An 18,371-nucleotide genomic window follows, 5' to 3' on the forward strand; every position below is an offset into this window, starting at 1 on the left:
GAACCCGAAACGGAGCCCGAATGACACTCGCCACGATCATCGCCATCGCCGCCGAAGAGGCGGAGCACACCGGCAACGTCGCCCTCGAGACAGTGGGCTACGGCATCGTGGCGCTGGTCGTCTTCGGCGCGCTCGCGATGGTGACCCTGTCGTACCGCAACGTGGCCAACCGTCACTCGCAGAAGGCCGAGGCGTATGCCAAGGCCCACGCCAACGACGTCCAGCGAGCGGGGCACGGCCACTGAGGCAGTCCGCATGGTCGGCACGAAGGCCTCGAGGGTCGGGGTCATGGGCGGGACGTTCGATCCCATCCACCACGGGCACCTCGTCGCTGCGAGCGAGGTCGCACAGTGGTTCGACCTCGACGAGGTCGTCTTCGTGCCCACTGGCGAGCCGTGGCAGAAAACCGACGTCTCGCCGAGCGAGCATCGCTATCTGATGACCGTCATCGCGACGGCATCCAATCCCCGCTTCACCGTGAGTCGGGTCGACATCGACCGCGACGGACCCACCTACACCATCGACACGCTCCGCGATCTGAAGGCCCAGCGCCCCGACGCGGAGCTGTTCTTCATCACGGGTGCGGACGCCATAGCGCAAATTCTCAGTTGGAGAGACCATGATGAGTTGTGGGATCTCGCCCACTTCGTCGCTGTGTCTCGCCCGGGACACGTGCTGAACACGGACGGCCTGCCCAGCGACGACGTCAGTCAGCTCGAGATCCCCGCCCTCGCCATCTCGTCGACGGACTGCCGCGATCGGGTGCAGCGAGGACACCCGGTGTGGTACCTCGTGCCCGACGGGGTCGTCCAATACATTGCGAAGCATCATCTCTACCGGAGCAAGGAATGAGTACACCCGAGCAACCGGCATCGCCCGCCCTCACCCGCAAGCAGATCCGCGAGCTGCGGAACACGGGCTCGACGCCCGTCATCACCGCAGCCCCGACCGCCGATCCTGAGCCTGAGGCCCCTGCACCCGTCGAGTTCGTCGCGCCGACTCCGCCCCCGGCGGCTGTCGTCCCGGCCCCCGCAGCCGCACCGTTCCCGCGCCCGGCCGAGCCCGCCGTCCTCCCGCCCGCGCCCGTCGCGGACTCGAGCGTCGACCTGGGCGTGTCGCCACTGACGCGTCGCCAGGCGCGCCAGCAGGAGCGCATCCGCACCGCCTCGGTGCCGGTGATCACGCCCGAGGTCGTCGCCGCACACGCTGCGGCGACCGGCGCCCCGGCGTTCGCCTTCTCACCGGCGCCCGATCCGGCACCCGCGCCGGTCGTCGAGCACCCGGTGTTCGCGCAGCCTCAGCCCGCTGCCGCCCCCGAGCCCACGCCCTCGCTGTTCGTGGCGTCGCCCGCGTCGGGCGAGGTGAGCACCGACAGCGGCATGCACGCGCTGTTCGGCATCCCCCGCGAGGCCGAGTCCGAGACCCCGGCTCCGGTCGCAGCGGCTCCGGCCGCCGCGCCGGCGCCGCAGGTGTCGTGGATCCAGCCGCAGGCGGACGCGGATCCCGGGATCGATGCGTTCGACGCCGCCCTGGCCGGTGTCGAGCACCCCATCGACGAAGAGGAGAAGGCCGTCGTGAGCCCGCTGTTCGGCGCGGGGCTGCTCGAAGCGGACGCGGAACCCGCCGCCGCGCGTGACGCCGAGCACTCGCCTGAGATCCCGCCGTCGTTCGACCAGCTGCTTTCGCGCAGCACCGGGGCGATCGCGCTGCCGAGCGCACTCATCGTGTCGCAGGCGCCCGAGGTGTCGGCCTTGGTCGCACCCGTGACCGCCACGGGCGAGGTCATCGTCACGGGCACGTTCAACCTGCCCGAGGGGCTCGGCTCGACGGGTCATGCGAAGGGCACCGCCGACGGCAAGGAGATCGACGCGACGCTGGTCGACGGCGAACTCCCGGTGCACTCGTCGCCGACGCCGATCGCCGCCAGCGCGGCCGTCAGCACGGTGAAGATGCCCGGCGAGGTCATCAAACCCCCGGCGCCCGAGAAGGGCGGCAAGCTCATGATGGCGCTCGCCGTGACCGCCGGTGTGCTCGCACTCGCCCTCGTGGGCGTCCTCATCCTCGCCTTCGTGACAGGAGTCTTCTGATGACCGCGACCCCGCAGTCGCTCGACATGCTGCAGATCGCGGCGGCAGCAGCCGACGCGAAGGGCGGCGAGGACCTCGTCGCGCTCGATGTGTCGGAGCCGCTGCCGCTCGTCGACATCTTCCTGCTGGTGACCGGCCGCAGCGAACGCAACGTGGCCGCGATCGCCGACGAGATCGAAGACAAACTCCTCGAGGCCGGCCACAAGCGGCTTCGCCGCGAGGGCCGTCAGGAGTCTCGTTGGGTCCTGCTGGACTTCGGCGACCTCGTCGCCCACGTCTTCCACGAGCAGGAGCGTGTCTACTACGGCCTCGAGCGGCTGTGGAAGGACTGCCCCGTCGTCCCGATCCAGCTTCCCGCGCGCGCCGGCGCTGAGGAGTGACCGTGGTTCGGAGCATGCCTCCGGGTGTTGTAAGCTAGACGAGTTGCCCCGCGAGAGCGGGGAACGGTCAGGGCCTGTGGCGCAGCTGGTAGCGCACCTGCATGGCATGCAGGGGGTCAGGGGTTCGAGTCCCCTCAGGTCCACCGAAGAAATCCCCCGGGTAACCGGGGGATTTCGCTTTGTCCGGGTGTTCCGGCGCCACGGCCCAGCGGTGACGATGGCTCAGCCCTGCATCCGCGGATCCTCCGTCGGATCGCGGTAGGGCCGCGGGCAGCCGTTCTGTACCGCATCCGGGTACAGCTCGAAATGCCAGGCCTCGTTGTCGTACGTGCGGCAGAGCCCGTAGTCCTGCCCGTGCGCGATCATCCAGTCGGCTGCGGCGTACGGGCCGATGTCGACGGCCTCACCGGCGACATGCGCCGACGCGGTCGGCGTGGCGACCCAACGGGCCGCTTCGGCCTCGGACCCGTACTGCGCGACCGCCTCCTGCAGCAGCTGCTGCTGGTACTCCGCCGACCGCCAGCCGCTGTTGACGCGGACGTCGACGCCCTGCGCGGCGGCGTCGGTCGCCGCCCGGCGCAGCGCGTCGAGCAGGGCGGGCTGCAGACGTGCGACGCCGGGGGAGGCGTCGTCGAACGGACTGGCCGAATCGGGAAGGATGCCGTCGGCCTCGGTGACCGCCCCGTCATGCGTCTCATCCACCTCCGACGTCGCACCGGCGGCGGGCGCCTGTGCGGCCGCGGCGGCGCGGTAGGCCACCAGACCGGCGACAGCGGCGGTGATCAGCGCGAGTGCGACGACGATGCCGGCGAGTGCGCGATGGACTCGTGCGGGATGGGGTGTGCTGTGCATTCCCCAGCACACCCGTGCGCGGGTTGCCACAGCGTATGCGGTTTTCGCTACACGGACGATAGGTGGCGCCTCGTAGCATCGAGGACATGCGAGTGCTGGTCGTCGAGGACGAACCCCTGATGGCCGAGGCCATCCGCGACGGTCTGCGGCTGGCGGCCATCGCGTCCGACATCGCCGGCGACGGCGACACCGCGCTGGAGATGCTCAGCGTCAACGCGTATGACATCGCGGTGCTCGACCGCGACATCCCCGGACCGTCCGGTGACGAGATCGCCGCGCACCTGGTCGCGTCGGGGACCGGCATCCCGATCCTCATGCTGACCGCGGCCGACCGGATCGACGACAAGGCCTCCGGCTTCGAGCTCGGCGCAGACGACTACCTGACCAAGCCGTTCGAGCTGCAGGAGCTCGTGCTGCGCCTGCGCGCCCTCGACCGCCGGCGTGCCCACAGCCGCCCGCCTGTGCGTGAGCTCGCCGGGCTGCGCGTGGATCCGTTCCGTCGCGAAGTGTTCCGTGACGGCCGCCACATCGCGCTGACGCGCAAGCAGTTCGCGGTGCTCGAGGTGCTGGTCGCCGCCGAAGGCGGCGTCGTCAGCGCCGAGGACCTGCTGGAGCGGGCGTGGGACGAGAACGCCGATCCGTTCACCAACGCCGTCCGCATCACGGTCTCGGCGCTGCGCAAGCGCCTGGGCGAGCCCTGGGTGATCGCGACCGTGCCGGGAGTCGGCTACCGCATCGACACGGACGGCGAGGGGAACGGTGACTAGGCGCCGAGGGCTGAGCGTCCGGCTCAAGCTCGCGCTCAGCTACGCCGGCTTCCTGATGATCGCCGGGGCACTGCTGCTGGCGGTGGTCTGGGTGTGGCTGCTGCGCTACGTGCCCGACGGGAACATCAGCGGGCCGGGGCCGTTCATCCCCAATCGCGGCGACCTCGTGCGCGCCTTCGCCCCCGCTGCGGCATGGGCGCTGGCCTTCCTGCTCGTCTTCGGGCTCGTGGGCGGCTGGATCCTCGCCGGCCGCATGCTGGCGCCGCTCCGCCGCATCACGGATGCCACGCGTCGCGCCGCGGCCGGGTCGCTCTCGCACCGCATAGAGCTGGACGGACCGGACGACGAGTTCCACGAGCTCGCCGACAGCTTCGACGCGATGCTCGCCCGGCTCGAGGCGCACGTCGACGAACAGCGGCGGTTCGCTGCGAACGCATCGCACGAACTGCGCACGCCGCTGGCGATCACCCAGACGCTGCTGGATGTCGCGCGCAGCGACCCCGACCGAGACGCGGACGAGCTCATCGAACGGCTGCGGGCGGTCAACACGCGCGCGATCGACCTGACCGAGGCGCTGCTGGTGCTCAGCCGGGCCGAGCAGCGGGCGTTCGCGCGCGAGTCCGTCGACCTGTCGCTCGTCGCGGAGGACGCGTCCGAGACGCTGCTCCCCGTCGCCGAGGCGCGCGGGGTGTCGATCTCGACATCGGGCGAGGTCGTGCCCGTGGTCGGGTCGCCGACGCTGCTGCGGCAGCTCGTCGCGAACCTGGTGCACAACGCGATCGTCCACAACCTGCCGGAGGGCGGGACGGTCGAGGTGACGACCGCGCGTGACGACGACCGCGCACAGCTGACGGTGGAGAACACCGGCGCGCTGCTCAGCCCCATGCTCGTCGGAACCCTGACGGAGCCGTTCCAGCGGGGGAGCGAGCGCACCCGTGGCGATCAGCACGCAGGTGTCGGGCTGGGCCTCGCGATCGCGAAGAGCATCGCCGAGGCGCACGACGGCACGATCGTCCTCGCGGGGCGGCCCGACGGCGGTCTGCGCGTGACGGTGAGTCTTCCCGTCGGCCCGGCCTGACGTCTCGTCCCGCGTGCACCCGTTGCGCCGCTGCGGGGCGTCCGCGAGGGTGGGAGACATGACCGACGTGACGCCCTTCCTCTGGTTCGACGACACGGCCGAGGAGGCCGTCACGTTCTACACCGCGCTGATCCCCGATTCCGAGATCGTCGCGATGAGCCGATACCCCGACGAGGTGCCGGGCATGGGCGGCAAGGTCATGCACGTGCACTTCCGGCTGGGCGGGCGCGACTATCTCGGGATGGATGCCGGACCGCAGTTCCCGTTCACCGAGGCTGTGTCGCTGTACGTGTCGTGCCGCGACCAGGCGGAGGTCGACCGGTACTGGGACGCGCTCGTCGCCGACGGCGGAGAGGAGCAGCCGTGCGGCTGGCTGAAAGACCGCTGGGGGCTCTCGTGGCAGGTCATCCCCGACCGACTCATCGAGCTGATTCGGCATCCCGACCCCGAGGTCGCGCATCGCGCCGTGCAGGCGATGCTCCGGATGCGCCGCATCGACATCGCCGCGCTCGAGGCCGCCGTGGCCGGCACATGAGCTGCCGTGCCCGGTTCGGCGCGATCGGATGCCTCGTCCTGGCGTCGGCGCTCGCCACCGGGTGCACGGCGGCAGAGCCGCGCCCCGCGCCGTCGACCGTCGCCCCCACCATCGCCGCATCGCCCTCGGTGACTCCGGACGCGCGCTGGTGGCGCGTGTCACCGGACGCCGCCACGCTGGCGTCGGGGCTCGCGTCGCCCTGGTCGGTCGTGCCGCTGGACGGCGGCGGGGCCCTCATCTCGCAACGCGACGACGGAGTCGTGCTCGAGCTGACGTCCGCCGGCGTGCTGCGCACCGTCGGGGCCGTGCCGGGCGTCGTCTCAGGAGGCGAGTCCGGGCTGCACGGACTCGCTCTGCGTGATGCTCCCACCGGACCCGAGCTGTACGCGTACTTCGGCGCCGCCGACGACAACCGCGTCGTGCGGATGCCGCTCGTCGGCGACGCGGGCGCTTTCGAGCTCGGCGCGCCGGAGGTCGTGCTGGACGGCATCCCGAAGGCCAGGAACCACGACGGCGGACGCCTCGCGTTCGGTCCCGACGGCTTTCTGTATGTCACGACGGGCGATGCGGGCCGCCCCGACGCCGCGCAGGAGCGCGACGCACTCGGCGGCAAGATCCTGCGGCTCACGCCGGACGGCGACGCGGCGCCCGGCAATCCCTGGGGCACCCGGGTGTGGTCCTTGGGACACCGGAACGTGCAGGGGATCGCCTGGACGGCGGACGGCACGATGTGGGCGAGCGAGTTCGGACAGAACACGTGGGACGAGCTGAACCGCATCGAGCCGGGCGAGAACTACGGCTGGCCGGTCGTGGAGGGGATCGCGCAGAGTGACGGGTACGTCGACCCGGTGGCCCAGTGGCCGACGAGCGAGGCCAGTCCGAGCGGTCTCGCCGCAGTCGGTCAGACGCTGTTCCTCGCCGGACTGCGAGGCGAGCGGCTGTGGCAGGTCGACACCGACGGCGGAACGGTCGCCGGCGAACCCGTCGCCGCCTTCACCGGCGAGTTCGGCCGGCTGAGGGACGCCGTGGCCCTGCCGGACCGCTCGCTGTGGCTCCTGACGAACAACACCGACGGCCGCGGCGACCCGCGACCGGAGGACGACCTGCTGCTGCGCGTCCCCGTCGCTCCGTCCCCCTGACCGCTCGGCCGCGGTCCCACGCACCCCGGCACGCTACGGTGAGACGGTGAGCTCGCAGCCCCGCTGTCCGCATTGCCGCCACTTCGTCTACCTCGACACCCTGCGGTGTCCGAACTGCGAAGCCGAGATCGGCTACCACCTGCCGTCGCGCGAGTTCCAGGGGCTGCGCCACGGGCAGGCGCTCATCGACGGCGAGGTCTGGTACGCCTGCTCCAACCGCGAATGGGCGTGCAACTGGCTGGTGTGGGAGAACGCGCCCGCGGGCCGCTGCTTCTCGTGCCGCCTGACGCGGCGCAGTCCTGCGTCCAACGACACGGTCGCGCTCGAGAAGCTCGCCAAGACCGAAGAGGCCAAGCGGCGCCTGCTGCTGCAGCTCGCCGATCTCGGGCTGCCGATCGTCGGCTGGGACGTCGAGAAGGGCGGGCTGGGGTTCGACCTCATCTCGAGCCTCTCCGACGGCCAGCGGGTCACGATCGGTCATGCGAACGGCATCATCACGATCGACCTCGCAGAGAGCCTGGACGACAGACGCGAGGCGCTGCGGGTCAAGCTCGGGGAGCCGTACCGCACGATCCTCGGGCACCTGCGTCACGAGGTCGGCCACTACTACCAGAACGTGCTGCTCTCGGATCCCGCGCTGTGGGACCGCTGCCGGGAGCTGTTCGGCGACGAGCGGACGAGCTACCGCGACGCCCTCCAGCGCCACTACAGGGTCGGCGCGCCGGCCGACTGGCACGAGTCCTTCATCTCGGAGTACGCGACGATGCACCCCTGGGAGGACTTCGCCGAGACGTTCGCCCACTACCTGCACATCACCGGGACCCTGCAGACGGCGGCGGTCATCGGCATCCACCTGGACGCCGCCGTCACGAACCTCCGCGACACGGACGTCGTGCCGCTGGACTCGTACGAGGACGAGCCGATCCAGCGGCTGCTCACCGACTGGGAGTGGATGTCGCAGGGCTTCAACCGCATCAACCGGTCGATGGGCTTCGGCGACCTCTACCCGTTCACGATCGTCGCCCCGGTGCGGCACAAGCTGGCGTTCATCCACGACATCGTCACCCGCGCTCCGCTCAGCCCGCGTGAGCAGTACGCGCTGGCGACGGCGGGCGACGCGGAGCGGTCGTGAGCGTCACGCATCGCGTCGAGAACCAGGCGCCCTGGCGGGTGGACCTCGACGAGTACGCCGTCAACGCGCCCCTCGCGGAGGCTGTGCGGCGCCTCGGCGCGGAGTGGGCCGAGGACGGGCTGCACGAGGCGGGCACGCTGGTCGGATCGGCTGCGTTCCAGCGCGACGCCGAGCAGGCGAACGTGCACTCCCCGGTGGCGCAGATCCACGATCGCTGGGGCAACCGCATCGACGAGGTCGAGTACGACCCGTCCTATCACCGCGTGATCCGCGAAGCCGTGGCCCGCGGGGCGCACACCTCCGCGTGGGCCGATCCGCGTCCGGGTGCCGCCGTCGCCCGCGGCGCCATGTTCATGCTGTTCGCGCAGGTCGAGCCCGGTCACGCCTGCCCGGTGTCGATGACCCATGCCGCGGTCGCCTCGATCGAGGGCTCGCCGTGGATCGCGGACGAGTGGATGCCGCGGCTCCTGTCGCGCGAATACGAACCCCGTCTGCTCGGCGGCGAGAAGCGCAGCGCCCTGGTCGGCATGGCGATGACAGAGAAGCAGGGCGGTTCCGACGTGCGCGCCGGAACGACCGTCGGTGAGGCGATGGGCGGGCACGCGTACGAGCTCACCGGGCACAAGTGGTTCTGCTCGGCACCGATGTCGGACGCGTTCCTCGTGCTCGCGCAGACGCGCGACAGCGGTGTCGAGGATGGACTGTCGTGCCTGTTCGTGCCCCGGATGCTGCCGCACGGCGTGCGCAACACGTTCCGCATCCAGCGGCTGAAGGACAAGCTGGGCAATCGCTCCAACGCCTCGTCCGAGGTCGAGTTCGACGGCACCATCGGGTTCCTCCTCGGCGAGCCGGGCCGGGGCGTGCGGACGATCATCGAGATGGTCCAGCGGACGCGGCTGGACTGCGTGCTGGGTACGGCGGCGGGCATGCGGCAGTCGCTCGCCGAAGCGGTGTGGCACGCCCGCGGACGTTCGGCGTTCGGCCGTCTGCTCGTCGAGCAGCCCGCCATGACCTCGGTGCTCGCCGACCTCGCCCTCGAGTACGAGGCCGCGATGCTCACCGGGCTGCGCCTGGCGCAGCTGTTCGAAGCCGGCGCGTCGGATCGCGATGCCGCACTGCGGCGCCTGGCCACCCCCGTCTCGAAGTACTGGATCTGCAAGCGCGGCCCGCACCACGCCGCCGAGGCCATGGAATGCCTCGGCGGCAACGGCTACACCGAGTACTTCCCGCTCGCGCGCCGGTACCGCGAGCAGCCGGTGATGGCGATCTGGGAGGGATCCGGCAACGTCATCGCGCTGGACGTCCTGCGCGCACTGACACGGGACCCCGAGTCTGCGGCGGCGTTCGGCGACGAACTGGCGACGACGACCGGTGCCAGCGCCCTGCTCGACTCCCACGTCGAGCGCACGCTCCTGCTCCTTGGGCGGCTCTCGACGGCCGACGCCGACGAGGCCGCGGCACAGGCGCGGCGGCTCAGCGAGGGTCTCGCGCTCGCGTTCCAGGCATCCCTCATGCTCCGCCACGCGCCCTCGGACGCGGCGGAGGCGTTCATCGGTGCGCGCCTCGGCGACGACCGGGGCGCGCAGTACGGCGTCCTGCCGGCGGGGACGGACGCCGCCGCCCTCCTCGCCCGGCACTGAGCTCCGGGCGCGGCCTAGGCTGGACGTGTGAGATCCGTCCGGCGCACCGGCGCGGCCAGCGTGGCCCTCGCCGCCGTGGTCGCGGTCCTCCTGAGCGGCGGCGGCACACCGGCGACAGCAGCGGCCACCCACGGGGCGGACGCCAGCGTCGTCGTCGAGCCGGCCGGTGCCGACGCGGTCGCCGACGCGGCGCGTGCTCGCGTGGCGTTGATGTCGGTGCGGGAACGCGCGGCGAGCGTCGTCATGGGACACATCCCGACGACGGATGCCGCAGCGCTGCGCTCGTACATGGCGTCCACCGGGATCGGCGGATTCCTGCTCATGGGCGCGAACATCCCCGCCGACGAACCGACCCTCCGCGGGCTCACCGCGGCGCTCACAATCGACCCCGCGCTTCCGCCGCTCATCGCCGTCGATCAGGAGGGCGGCGACGTCTCGCGACTGCCGTGGGACGCGTTCCCGTCCGCGTTGACGCTGAAGGCGGCGCCCGCCGCGGCCGTCCAAGACGCGTTCGCGGGCCGCTCGGCGCTGGTCCGACGGGCGGGCATCGGCGTCAACTTCGGCATCGTCGCCGACGAGACCGCCGACCCCGCCTCATTCATCTACCGGCGCGTACTCGGCACGACGCCGGACGCCGCCGCCTCGAGCGTCGCGGCGGCGGTCCAGGGCGAAGCCGGCGTCGCGGCATCCACTCTCAAGCACTTCCCCGGCCACGGCGCGACGGCCGCCGACTCGCACGCCACGATCCCCGCGACCCCGCTCCCGTACGACCATTGGCGCGCGACCGATGCCGTGCCGTTCGCCGCGGGGGTCGACGCGGGTGCGCCGCTGCTCATGTTCGGCCACCTCGCCTACACCGCCGTGGATCCCGCGCCCGCGAGCCTGTCGGCCGAGTGGCACCGGATCGCCCGCGAAGAGCTCGGCTTCGAGGGCATCGCGGTGACGGACGATCTGGGCATGCTGCAGGCATCCGGGGATCCGCGGTACGCCGATCCCGCCGCCAACGCCGTCGCCGCGCTCGCCGCGGGCAGCGACCTGGTGCTCACCGTCGTCTCTTCGACCCCCGACACGGCGCCGAGCATCGTCGACGCGATGGTCGCGGCCGTCGACTCGGGGGCCCTGCCGGCTGCCAGGCTCGAGGAGGCAGCGGAGCGGGTGGCCGCCCTGCGCTTGCGGATCGCCGCCGAAGGCAGAGGACTCGTGCCCTGCGGCGACTGCGCTCCGGCGGGCTGACGGTCAGCCGTAGATGATGCCGAGCAGGCGCCCGCGCAGCGCCTGACCGCGCTCGGCGAACCCGCGCTGGGCGCGCACGTACGCCGCCTTCCCTTCGGCCGTCTCGATGCGCACGGGCTCATAGCCCCAGTCCGCGAGGTCGTAGGGCGAGGCCTGCATGTCGAGGATGCGGATGTCGCGTGCGAGCTCGAACGCGTCCAGCAGCAGGTCGCCGGGGACGAGCGGGCCGAGCTTCACCGCCCACTTGTACAGGTCCATCCCCGCGTGCAGACAACCCGGCTGCTCGAGCGACGCCTGGCGCTCGCGCGTGGGGGCCTCGCGGTTGCGGGGCAGCGCGTCGGGGGTGAAGAAGCGGAACGCGTCGTAGTGCGTGCAGCGAAGGTCGTGCGCCTCGACGACGGCGTCAGTCCCGTCCTGACCGAGACGCAGGGGCACGGGATGCCGGTGCTCGCGCTGCCGGTACACCATCGCCCATTCATGCAGACCGAAGCACCCAAAGACCGGCGCCCGCCCGGCCGTGCCGCGCAGGATCGTCCCGATGTTGGCGAGGAGGGTTCCGCGCTCCGCCCGCAAGCCGGCGCCGTCGACCACGAGCGACCCGGGGGAGGAGCCGGGCGCGTACCACCGCCATGCCGCACGGGCGTCGTCCGCGGCATCCGACAGCTCCACGTCCTGGCCGGGATGCCAGCGGTGCAGGATCGCCGGCTTGTACGCGTAGTACGTGAACAGGAAGTCCTCGACCGGGTGCGGTTCGCGCCGCGCCGCACGTTCGCGGTGCGCGCGCGTGAGCGCATGCGCCCGGGCCGCGTGCACCGACTCTCGCTCGCGCCACTCGTCGGCGGCGAGCACCGTCGGAGCCGGGGGAGCGATCGTCACCGTTCGAGGATACGCGGGCGTCTTCCGCACTCCCTGGAAGGCTCAGTCCTCCGCCGGCTCGATGAGCTCGGGGGAGTTGTTGCGGACGTTGCCGACCGCCTTGGAGACGACGTGGTCGTCCAGCGTGTCGGCCAGCGAGGGCGCGGCGTCGATCGCCGCATCGAGCACGTCCCGCACGTTGTCGGTCGTGGGGTCCAGCCAGGCGTCCGCGTGGTCGGGATCGAGGAACAGCGGCATGCGGTCGTGGATGGAGCCGAGGTGGCCGATCGCGTCGCGCGTGAGGATCGTGAAGCTCAGCAGCCAGCGATCGGGGTCGTCGTCGCCCTTCGTCTTGTCACGCCACCACTCGTACAGGCCGGCGAGGAACAGCGGCTCGCCGTCGGCCGGATGGATGTAGTGCGGGGTCTTGACCCCGTCGACGGTCTTCCACTCGTAGTACCCCGAGGTGGGCACCACCGCGCGGCGCTTCTCGAGGGCGCTGCGGAACATCGGCTTGTCTTCGAGCTCCTCCGCGCGGGCGTTGAAGGCGCGCGCGCCGATCTTGGCATCCTTGGCCCACGACGGCACGAGACCCCAGCGTGCGGACTCGAGGCGCCGCGTGGGCGGCTCGGTCTTCGCCGAATCCAGCACGATCGCCGCGCGATCGGTCGGCGCCACGTTGTACGAGGGCTGGGGCAGATCGTCGCCCTCGACGTCGACGCGCAGCACGCCGACGAGATCGGATCCGGCACTGGCCACCACGAAGCGTCCGCACATGGCAGTCAGCCTACGCGCGGCCTCCGACGCCGGCGCGGCCGGTTCGGCCGTCAGGGCTGCACGGTGCCGACGACGCCGACGTCCTCGAGGCGTTCGAGCAGCCCCGCGCCGTCCTCGTCGCTGACCCACGGCACGGCGGCGGCGGCGTGGTCGTTGACGGCGGTGCGTCCTCCGGCGAGCACGGCCTCGGCGGGCGACAGCCGACGGATCGCGACGGCGACGACCTGCTTCGGGTGCTCGTCGGTGAACGTCGTGTAGATCGCGTCGTCGTGCTGACCGTCATCGCCCACGAGCAGCCACCGCACGTTCGGGAACTCCTGCGCGAGTCGTCGCAGGTTCGACAGCTTGTGCGCCTGTCCGCTGCGGAACCAGCGATCGTGCGTCGGCCCCCAGTCGGTGAGCAGCATCGCGCCCGGCGGGAACACGTGCCTGCTGAGGAAGCGCATAAGGGTCGGAGCGATGTTCCAGGCCCCGGTCGACAGGTAAACGAGCGGGGCGCCGGGGTTCTCTCGCACCACGCGCTCCATCAGCACCGCCATGCCGGGCACCGGCTGGCGCGCGTGCTCGTCGACGACGAACGAGTTCCACGCCGCCAGCAGCGGGCGGGGAAGAGCCGTCACCATGACGGTGTCGTCGACGTCCGAGACGACGCCGAACCGCACGTCGGGCGAGACGATGAACGCGCGCGTCTCGATGGGCTCGCCGCCTTCGACCGACATCGTGAACGTCTGCCAGCCCGGTTCGAGCTGCGCCGGGATGCGGGTGTCGATGACGCCGCCGCGGTCGGCGACGACCTCGTGCGCGACACCGGCGATCGTGACGGTGACCTGTGCGTACCCGATCGGCACCGCGACGAAGCTGCGCCAGCCGCGCACGGCGGCGTACTCGCCCTCGCCCACGGGCTTGACCGGGGGCACGATCATGACGCGGCCCAGCACGCGCACCCAGTCGGGGGCGCCGTAACCGGGGAACGGGGTGACGGTGGGCGTCTGGCCGCGCCGGCGCGCACGACGCTCGCGCCACGCGTGGAACCGGTACTCCAGACGCGCGAGCCACAGGACTTTGGCGCGCGCGGGCGACGTGTCGGTTTCGGGCATCCCCTTCAGTCTTTCACGTCCGGCGCCGGCGCTTCGGCCGTGCCGTCCGCGGACGGGTCGTGCTCGAGATGCCTGCGCTCGCTCCGCTCGATGATCTTCTTGGCGACGAACACGAGCACCAGGAAGACGACGATGACCGCGACGAAGATGTATCCGGCGTAGTGCAGCTGGTCGGCGAGCTCGCGGTAGGTCCCTGCTGCGGCCGCCGCGACCGAGATGTACAGAGCCGACCAGATGACGCACGCCGGGATGGTCCACGCCAGGAACCGGCGGTACGAGAACCCGCTCATGCCGACGGTGAGCGGCACGAGCGAATGCAGCACCGGCAGGAAGCGCGACAGGAAGATCGCGGGCCCGCCGCGGCGCTGCAGGTACCGCTCGGACCGTGCCCAGTGGTCCTCGCCGATCCAGCGCCCCAGACGCGAATGACGGATGCGGGGCCCCAGCACGCGCCCCAGCCAGAATCCGATGCTCTCGCCGGCGATCGCGCCCGCGACGACAGCGATGCCGAGGATGACCGCCTCGGCGGGCGACGAGACCGCTGTCGCCGCCACGATGACGACCGTGTCGCCGGGGATGACGAGCCCGATGAGCACGCTCGTCTCCAGCATGATGGCCACACCCGCCAGCAGCGTCCGGACGAGGGGATCGACGCTCTGCACGGCGTCGAGCAGCCACGTCAGGAACTCGTTCACGGCACGAGCCTAGAGCGCCTGCGGTCCCTCTAACCTGGGAACATGTCGGAGGCTTTCGTCGCGGTCGACCTGCCGGGATGGGTCGACCCGGCAGAGGTCTTCGTGGCGCTGTTCGCCGATGCGCCGCATGCGTTCTGGCTGGATGCCGGGCCCGACGCGGCGACCGGATCCAGCTGGATGGGCATCGGCATGCCCGACGATCCACGGCGTGTCCGCGCGACCTCCCTCGCGCCCCGTGGCGACGACGGCTTCCGTGGCGGCTGGGTGGGATGGTGGGGGTACGACCAGGCCGCCGCACGCGCGGGAGCCCCGTTCCGTGACGACGCCGACGGCGTCCCGCCCCAGTTGTGGCTGCGCGCCGACCGCATCATCGGGTTCGACCATGCCGTCCGGCGGGTGACGGTCCGGGCGGAACCGGACGAAGCGGCGCGGCTGGTCACGGCGATCGGCCGGGTGGCGGCATCCGCTGCCGTCGCGCGTCGCCCGCACGACCTCCCGCAGCGCGCCGCCCGCTCCCGGCACACGGCGGCGGACTACGCCGCGCTCATCGAGCAGTGCCGCGACGCGATCCGCGAGGGCGACGCGTATCAGCTCTGCCTCACCACCCGCTTCGAGATCGAGGGTGCGGTCGACCCGGTCGAGGCGTATCTGCGGCTGCGGCAGGCGACGGCGGCCCACCACGGCGGCTTCGTGCGCGCGGGCGATGTCGCACTGCTGAGCGCCAGCCCCGAGCAGTTCCTCCAGGTCGTGGCGGAGGAGGCGGGCGCCATCGTGCGCACGCGCCCGATCAAGGGCACCCGCCCGCGCGGAGAGGATGCCGCCGCCGACGCCGCACTGGCTGCCGAGCTGCGGGCGAACGAGAAGGAGCGCGCCGAGAACATCATGATCGTCGACCTCATGCGCAACGATCTCTCCCGCGTCTGCGAGCCGGGGACCGTGGGCGTCGACGCGCTGCTCGAGGTCGAGACGTACCCCGCGGTCCACCAGCTCGTGAGCACCGTGTCGGGCGTGCTGACCGCGGGGACGACCGTGGGCGGGCTGCTGGACGCCACCTTCCCCGCCGGATCGATGACCGGGGCTCCGAAGCTGTCGGCGATGACCATCCTGGAACGTCTCGAGCACGCGCCGCGCGGCGTGTTCGCGGGCTGTTTCGGCTGGGTGGCCGAGGACGGCGCGCTCGATCTCGCGATGGTGATCCGCTCCGTGGTCGTGCGCCCCGGTGGCGCCTACGTGGGCGCCGGCGGCGGCATCACGTGGCGTTCGGATGCGGCAGCGGAGGTCGCCGAGGTGGGGATCAAGGCTCGCGGGCCTCTCTCGGCAGTGGGCGCGACCCTTCCGCCGGGCTGGTGAGGCGGCAGGTCCGCTAACCTGGAAGGTGCGCTGGGCGGCGCGTTCTGCGTCGCGCCCGCATTCCGGCATCCCAGGATTGGTACTTCCCACGTGAGTCAGACCATGTCTTCCGACACCACTGCGCCCGCCGAGGGCTACGACGCGTACGCGATCCAGCAGAAGTGGCAAGCGCGCTGGGCCGAGGCCGACCCGTTCCGCGCGGGCGGCGCCGAAGACACCCGTCCCCGCAAGTACGTGCTCGGCATGTTCCCGTACCCCTCGGGCGACCTGCACATGGGCCACGCCGAGAACTACGCGTACGTCGACGTGGTGGCCCGGTTCTGGCGGCACCGCGGCTACAACGTGCTCAATCCGATCGGCTGGGACTCGTTCGGCCTGCCGGCCGAGAACGCGGCCATCAAGGGCGGCGCCGGCTCCGACCCGCGCGAGTGGACGTACGCGAACATCGCGCAGCACAAGAAGAGCTTCCACGAGTACGGCTCGTCCTACGACTGGTCGCGCATCCTCCACACCAGCGACCCCGAGTACTACCGCTGGAACCAGTGGCTGTTCCAGCGCCTCTACGAGCGCGGCCTGGCGTATCGCAAGGCGAGCCCGGTCAACTGGTGCCCGAACGACCAGACGGTCCTCGCCAACGAGCAGGTCGTCGACGGCCACTGCGAGCGCTGCGGCGCCGAGGTCGTCAAGAAGAATCTGACGCAGTGGTACTTCAAGATCACCGACTACGCCGACCGCCTGCTCGATGACCTGAACCAGCTCGAGGGGTTCTGGCCGCAGAAGGTCCTGCGCATGCAGCGCAACTGGATCGGCCGATCGGTCGGAGCCGACATCGACTTCGAGATCGAGGGTCGCGCCGAGAAGGTGACCGTCTTCTCGACGCGCCCCGACACCCTGCACGGCGCCACGTTCATGGTCGTCGCGCCCGACAGCGACCTCGCCGCCGAACTGGTCGCGGGCTCCACCCCCGAGGTGCGCATGCGCTTCCAGGACTACCTGGAGCGCGTGCAGCGCGAGACGGACATCGAGCGCCAGTCGACGGACCGCCCGAAGACAGGCGTGTTCCTCGACCGGTTCGCGATCAACCCCGTGAACGGCGACCGCCTGCCGATCTGGGCCGCCGACTACGTGCTGGCCGACTACGGCCACGGCGCCGTCATGGCCGTGCCCGCGCACGACCAGCGCGATCTGGACTTCGCCCGCGCGTTCGACCTGCCCGTGAAGGTGGTCGTCGACACGACGGCATCCATCACCGGCGCGATCCCGGTGATCGAGCTCGACGACGAGGGCGTGCCGCTGGATCCCGGCCCGCTCGAGTCGCTGGCCGACCTCGACCCGGCCAAGACGGGCATCGCCCTGACCGGCGAAGGTCGGCTGATCAACTCGGGCGCACTGGACGGACTGTCCAAGCGCAACGCCATCGCGCGCATGATCGAGCAGCTCGACGCGGCTGGGACCGGTCGCGCGGCGAAGTCGTACCGCCTGCGCGACTGGCTGATCTCGCGCCAGCGGTTCTGGGGCACGCCGATCCCGATGATCCACACCCAGGACGGCCGCATCGTCCCGGTGCCCGACGAGCAGCTGCCGCTCGAGCTGCCGGATGCGCGCGGGCTGGACCTGAAGCCCAAGGGCACGTCGCCGCTGGGCGGCGCGACGGAGTGGATGCAGACGACCGACCCCGAGACGGGCGAGCCGGCGCTGCGCGACCCCGACACGATGGACACGTTCGTCGACAGCTCGTGGTACTTCCTGCGCTTCCTGGCGCCGAACGACCAGACCGAGGCGTTCCCGTCGGCCGAGGCCGCCCGCTGGGCGCCCGTCGACTCCTACATCGGCGGCGTCGAGCACGCGATCCTGCACCTGCTGTACGCGCGCTTCATCACGAAGGTCCTGTTCGACATGGGACTGATCGACTTCACCGAGCCGTTCACGAGCCTCATCAACCAGGGCATGGTGCTGCTGGGCGGCTCGAAGATGTCGAAGTCGAAGGGCAACCTCGTCGAGTTCGCCTCGAGCATGGTCGACCCGGGCGCCGACGCCTCGCGCGTGGCCATGGTGTTCGCCGGCCCCGTCGAGGACGACATCAACTGGGAGGACGTGTCGACCACCGGTGCCCAGAAGTTCCTCGCGCGCGCCTGGCGCGTCGCGAACGACGTGGCGAGCACGCCGGACGTGGTGTGGGCCGAGGGCGACGAGTCGCTCCGCCGCGTGACGCACCGCCTGCTCGCCGATGCTCCGGGACTGGTCGAGCAGACGAAGTTCAACGTCGTCGTCGCCCGCCTCATGGAGCTCGTCAATGCGACCCGCAAGGTGATCGACTCGGGCGCCGGCCCCGCAGACCCGGCCGTGCGCGAAGCGGCCGAGGTGACGGCGATGGTCCTCGACCTGTTCGCGCCGCACACGGCGGAGGAGATGTGGGAGATCCTCGGCTACGAGGGCTTCGTCGGCCTCGTGCCGTGGCGCACCGCCGACCCGACGCTGCTCGTCGAGGAGCGTGTGACCGCGGTGGTGCAGGTCGACGGCAAGGTGCGCGGCACGCTGCAGGTCTCGGCCCGCGTCGACGCCGCCGAGCTGGAGCGCCTCGCGCGCGCCGACGAGAAGGTCGTCCGCGCGCTCGGCGACCGTGAGATCGTCCGCGCGGTGGTGCGCCCGCCGAAGGTCGTGAGCTTCGCGACGAAGTGATCGCTGCGTTGCGATGACGGATGCCGTGCCCGCAGCCGCGGGCACGGCATCCGTCGTTCGAGGGACGGGTCGGCT

Annotated in this window: 18 protein-coding genes and 1 tRNA gene; 14 read left to right on the top strand and 5 right to left on the bottom strand. The window is 71.4% G+C overall.

The genetic code is table 11. The annotated features are described in order from the left end of the window. The first annotated feature begins 20 nt into the window (after positions 1-20). From FB391_RS11025 to FB391_RS11045, 5 genes are all read left to right on the top strand, one after another. Positions 21-245 (top strand): hypothetical protein, encoded by a 225-nt coding sequence (locus tag FB391_RS11025; RefSeq protein WP_141894414.1) that lies wholly within the window; start codon positions 21-23, stop codon positions 243-245. A 10-nt stretch (positions 246-255) separates the two neighbouring features. Beyond that, on the top strand, positions 256-852 hold the full coding sequence (nadD, locus tag FB391_RS11030; protein WP_141894415.1) for a nicotinate-nucleotide adenylyltransferase: 597 nt from the start codon (positions 256-258) through the stop codon (positions 850-852). After that, positions 849-2,087 carry a hypothetical protein gene (locus FB391_RS11035; RefSeq protein ID WP_141894416.1) on the top strand — a complete coding sequence of 413 codons (1,239 nt, stop codon included), beginning with the start codon at positions 849-851 and terminating at the stop codon, positions 2,085-2,087. Before nadD ends, FB391_RS11035 begins: the two co-directional genes overlap by 4 nt. Continuing rightward, positions 2,087-2,467, top strand: a complete 381-nt coding sequence (gene rsfS / locus FB391_RS11040; RefSeq protein WP_141894417.1) for a ribosome silencing factor — start codon at positions 2,087-2,089, stop codon at positions 2,465-2,467. Before FB391_RS11035 ends, rsfS begins: the two co-directional genes overlap by 1 nt. A gap of 70 nt (positions 2,468-2,537) precedes the next feature. Next, positions 2,538-2,610 (top strand) — tRNA-Ala (locus FB391_RS11045). A 79-nt stretch (positions 2,611-2,689) separates the two neighbouring features. Here the strand turns inward: FB391_RS11045 and FB391_RS11050 are convergent. Continuing rightward, positions 2,690-3,319: a M15 family metallopeptidase gene (locus FB391_RS11050; protein ID WP_141894418.1), complete on the bottom strand. Its 630-nt coding sequence runs from the start codon at positions 3,317-3,319 to the stop codon at positions 2,690-2,692. Positions 3,320-3,405: 86 nt separating this feature from the next. Here FB391_RS11050 and FB391_RS11055 point away from each other — a divergent pair, with 86 nt between their 5' ends. Genes FB391_RS11055 through FB391_RS11085 form a run of 7 tightly spaced genes read left to right on the top strand, consistent with a single transcriptional unit; the run spans position 3,406 to position 10,843 of the window. Then, the gene (locus FB391_RS11055) at positions 3,406-4,086 is read left to right on the top strand and encodes a response regulator transcription factor (RefSeq protein ID WP_141894419.1); all 681 of its coding nucleotides are present in this window, start codon (positions 3,406-3,408) and stop codon (positions 4,084-4,086) included. 10 nt (positions 4,087-4,096) lie between these two features. Further along, positions 4,097-5,164, top strand: coding sequence for a sensor histidine kinase (locus FB391_RS11060; protein WP_141894738.1), 1,068 nt, complete (start codon positions 4,097-4,099; stop codon positions 5,162-5,164). Positions 5,165-5,222: 58 nt separating this feature from the next. Further along, positions 5,223-5,699: a VOC family protein gene (locus FB391_RS11065; RefSeq protein WP_141894420.1), complete on the top strand. Its 477-nt coding sequence runs from the start codon at positions 5,223-5,225 to the stop codon at positions 5,697-5,699. Further along, the gene (locus tag FB391_RS11070; RefSeq protein ID WP_141894421.1) at positions 5,696-6,838 is read left to right on the top strand and encodes a PQQ-dependent sugar dehydrogenase; all 1,143 of its coding nucleotides are present in this window, start codon (positions 5,696-5,698) and stop codon (positions 6,836-6,838) included. The genes FB391_RS11065 and FB391_RS11070 overlap by 4 nt, the downstream gene beginning before the upstream one ends. A gap of 46 nt (positions 6,839-6,884) precedes the next feature. Further along, positions 6,885-7,970: a zinc-binding metallopeptidase family protein gene (locus FB391_RS11075; RefSeq protein WP_141894422.1), complete on the top strand. Its 1,086-nt coding sequence runs from the start codon at positions 6,885-6,887 to the stop codon at positions 7,968-7,970. Then, complete coding sequence (locus FB391_RS11080) at positions 7,967-9,610, top strand: acyl-CoA dehydrogenase family protein (RefSeq protein ID WP_141894423.1); 1,644 nt, start codon at positions 7,967-7,969, stop codon at positions 9,608-9,610. The genes FB391_RS11075 and FB391_RS11080 overlap by 4 nt, the downstream gene beginning before the upstream one ends. A gap of 27 nt (positions 9,611-9,637) precedes the next feature. Beyond that, positions 9,638-10,843, top strand: coding sequence for a glycoside hydrolase family 3 N-terminal domain-containing protein (locus FB391_RS11085; RefSeq protein WP_185843034.1), 1,206 nt, complete (start codon positions 9,638-9,640; stop codon positions 10,841-10,843). Between the two features lie 3 nt (positions 10,844-10,846). On the opposite strand, the gene FB391_RS11090 is transcribed toward FB391_RS11085, so the two are convergent. Genes FB391_RS11090 through FB391_RS11105 form a run of 4 tightly spaced genes read right to left on the bottom strand, consistent with a single transcriptional unit; the run spans position 10,847 to position 14,267 of the window. Beyond that, on the bottom strand, positions 10,847-11,719 hold the full coding sequence (locus tag FB391_RS11090; RefSeq protein ID WP_141894424.1) for a 3-methyladenine DNA glycosylase: 873 nt from the start codon (positions 11,717-11,719) through the stop codon (positions 10,847-10,849). Positions 11,720-11,761: 42 nt separating this feature from the next. Next, positions 11,762-12,475 carry an SOS response-associated peptidase gene (locus FB391_RS11095; protein WP_141894425.1) on the bottom strand — a complete coding sequence of 238 codons (714 nt, stop codon included), beginning with the start codon at positions 12,473-12,475 and terminating at the stop codon, positions 11,762-11,764. Between the two features lie 50 nt (positions 12,476-12,525). Beyond that, a complete protein-coding gene (locus FB391_RS11100) occupies positions 12,526-13,572 on the bottom strand; it encodes an App1 family protein phosphatidate phosphatase (RefSeq protein WP_141894426.1) in 1,047 nt (348 codons plus the stop codon). Positions 13,573-13,577: 5 nt separating this feature from the next. Then, on the bottom strand, positions 13,578-14,267 hold the full coding sequence (locus FB391_RS11105) for a DedA family protein (protein WP_141894427.1): 690 nt from the start codon (positions 14,265-14,267) through the stop codon (positions 13,578-13,580). 42 nt (positions 14,268-14,309) lie between these two features. Here FB391_RS11105 and FB391_RS11110 point away from each other — a divergent pair, with 42 nt between their 5' ends. Beyond that, the gene (locus tag FB391_RS11110; protein WP_141894428.1) at positions 14,310-15,617 is read left to right on the top strand and encodes an anthranilate synthase component I family protein; all 1,308 of its coding nucleotides are present in this window, start codon (positions 14,310-14,312) and stop codon (positions 15,615-15,617) included. 102 nt (positions 15,618-15,719) lie between these two features. Next, on the top strand, positions 15,720-18,296 hold the full coding sequence (gene leuS, locus FB391_RS11115; RefSeq protein WP_185843035.1) for a leucine--tRNA ligase: 2,577 nt from the start codon (positions 15,720-15,722) through the stop codon (positions 18,294-18,296). Positions 18,297-18,371: the final 75 nt, after the last annotated feature.

Source organism: Microbacterium kyungheense, from assembly GCF_006783905.1.
GTDB classification, from domain to species: Bacteria; Actinomycetota; Actinomycetes; order Actinomycetales; family Microbacteriaceae; genus Microbacterium; species Microbacterium kyungheense.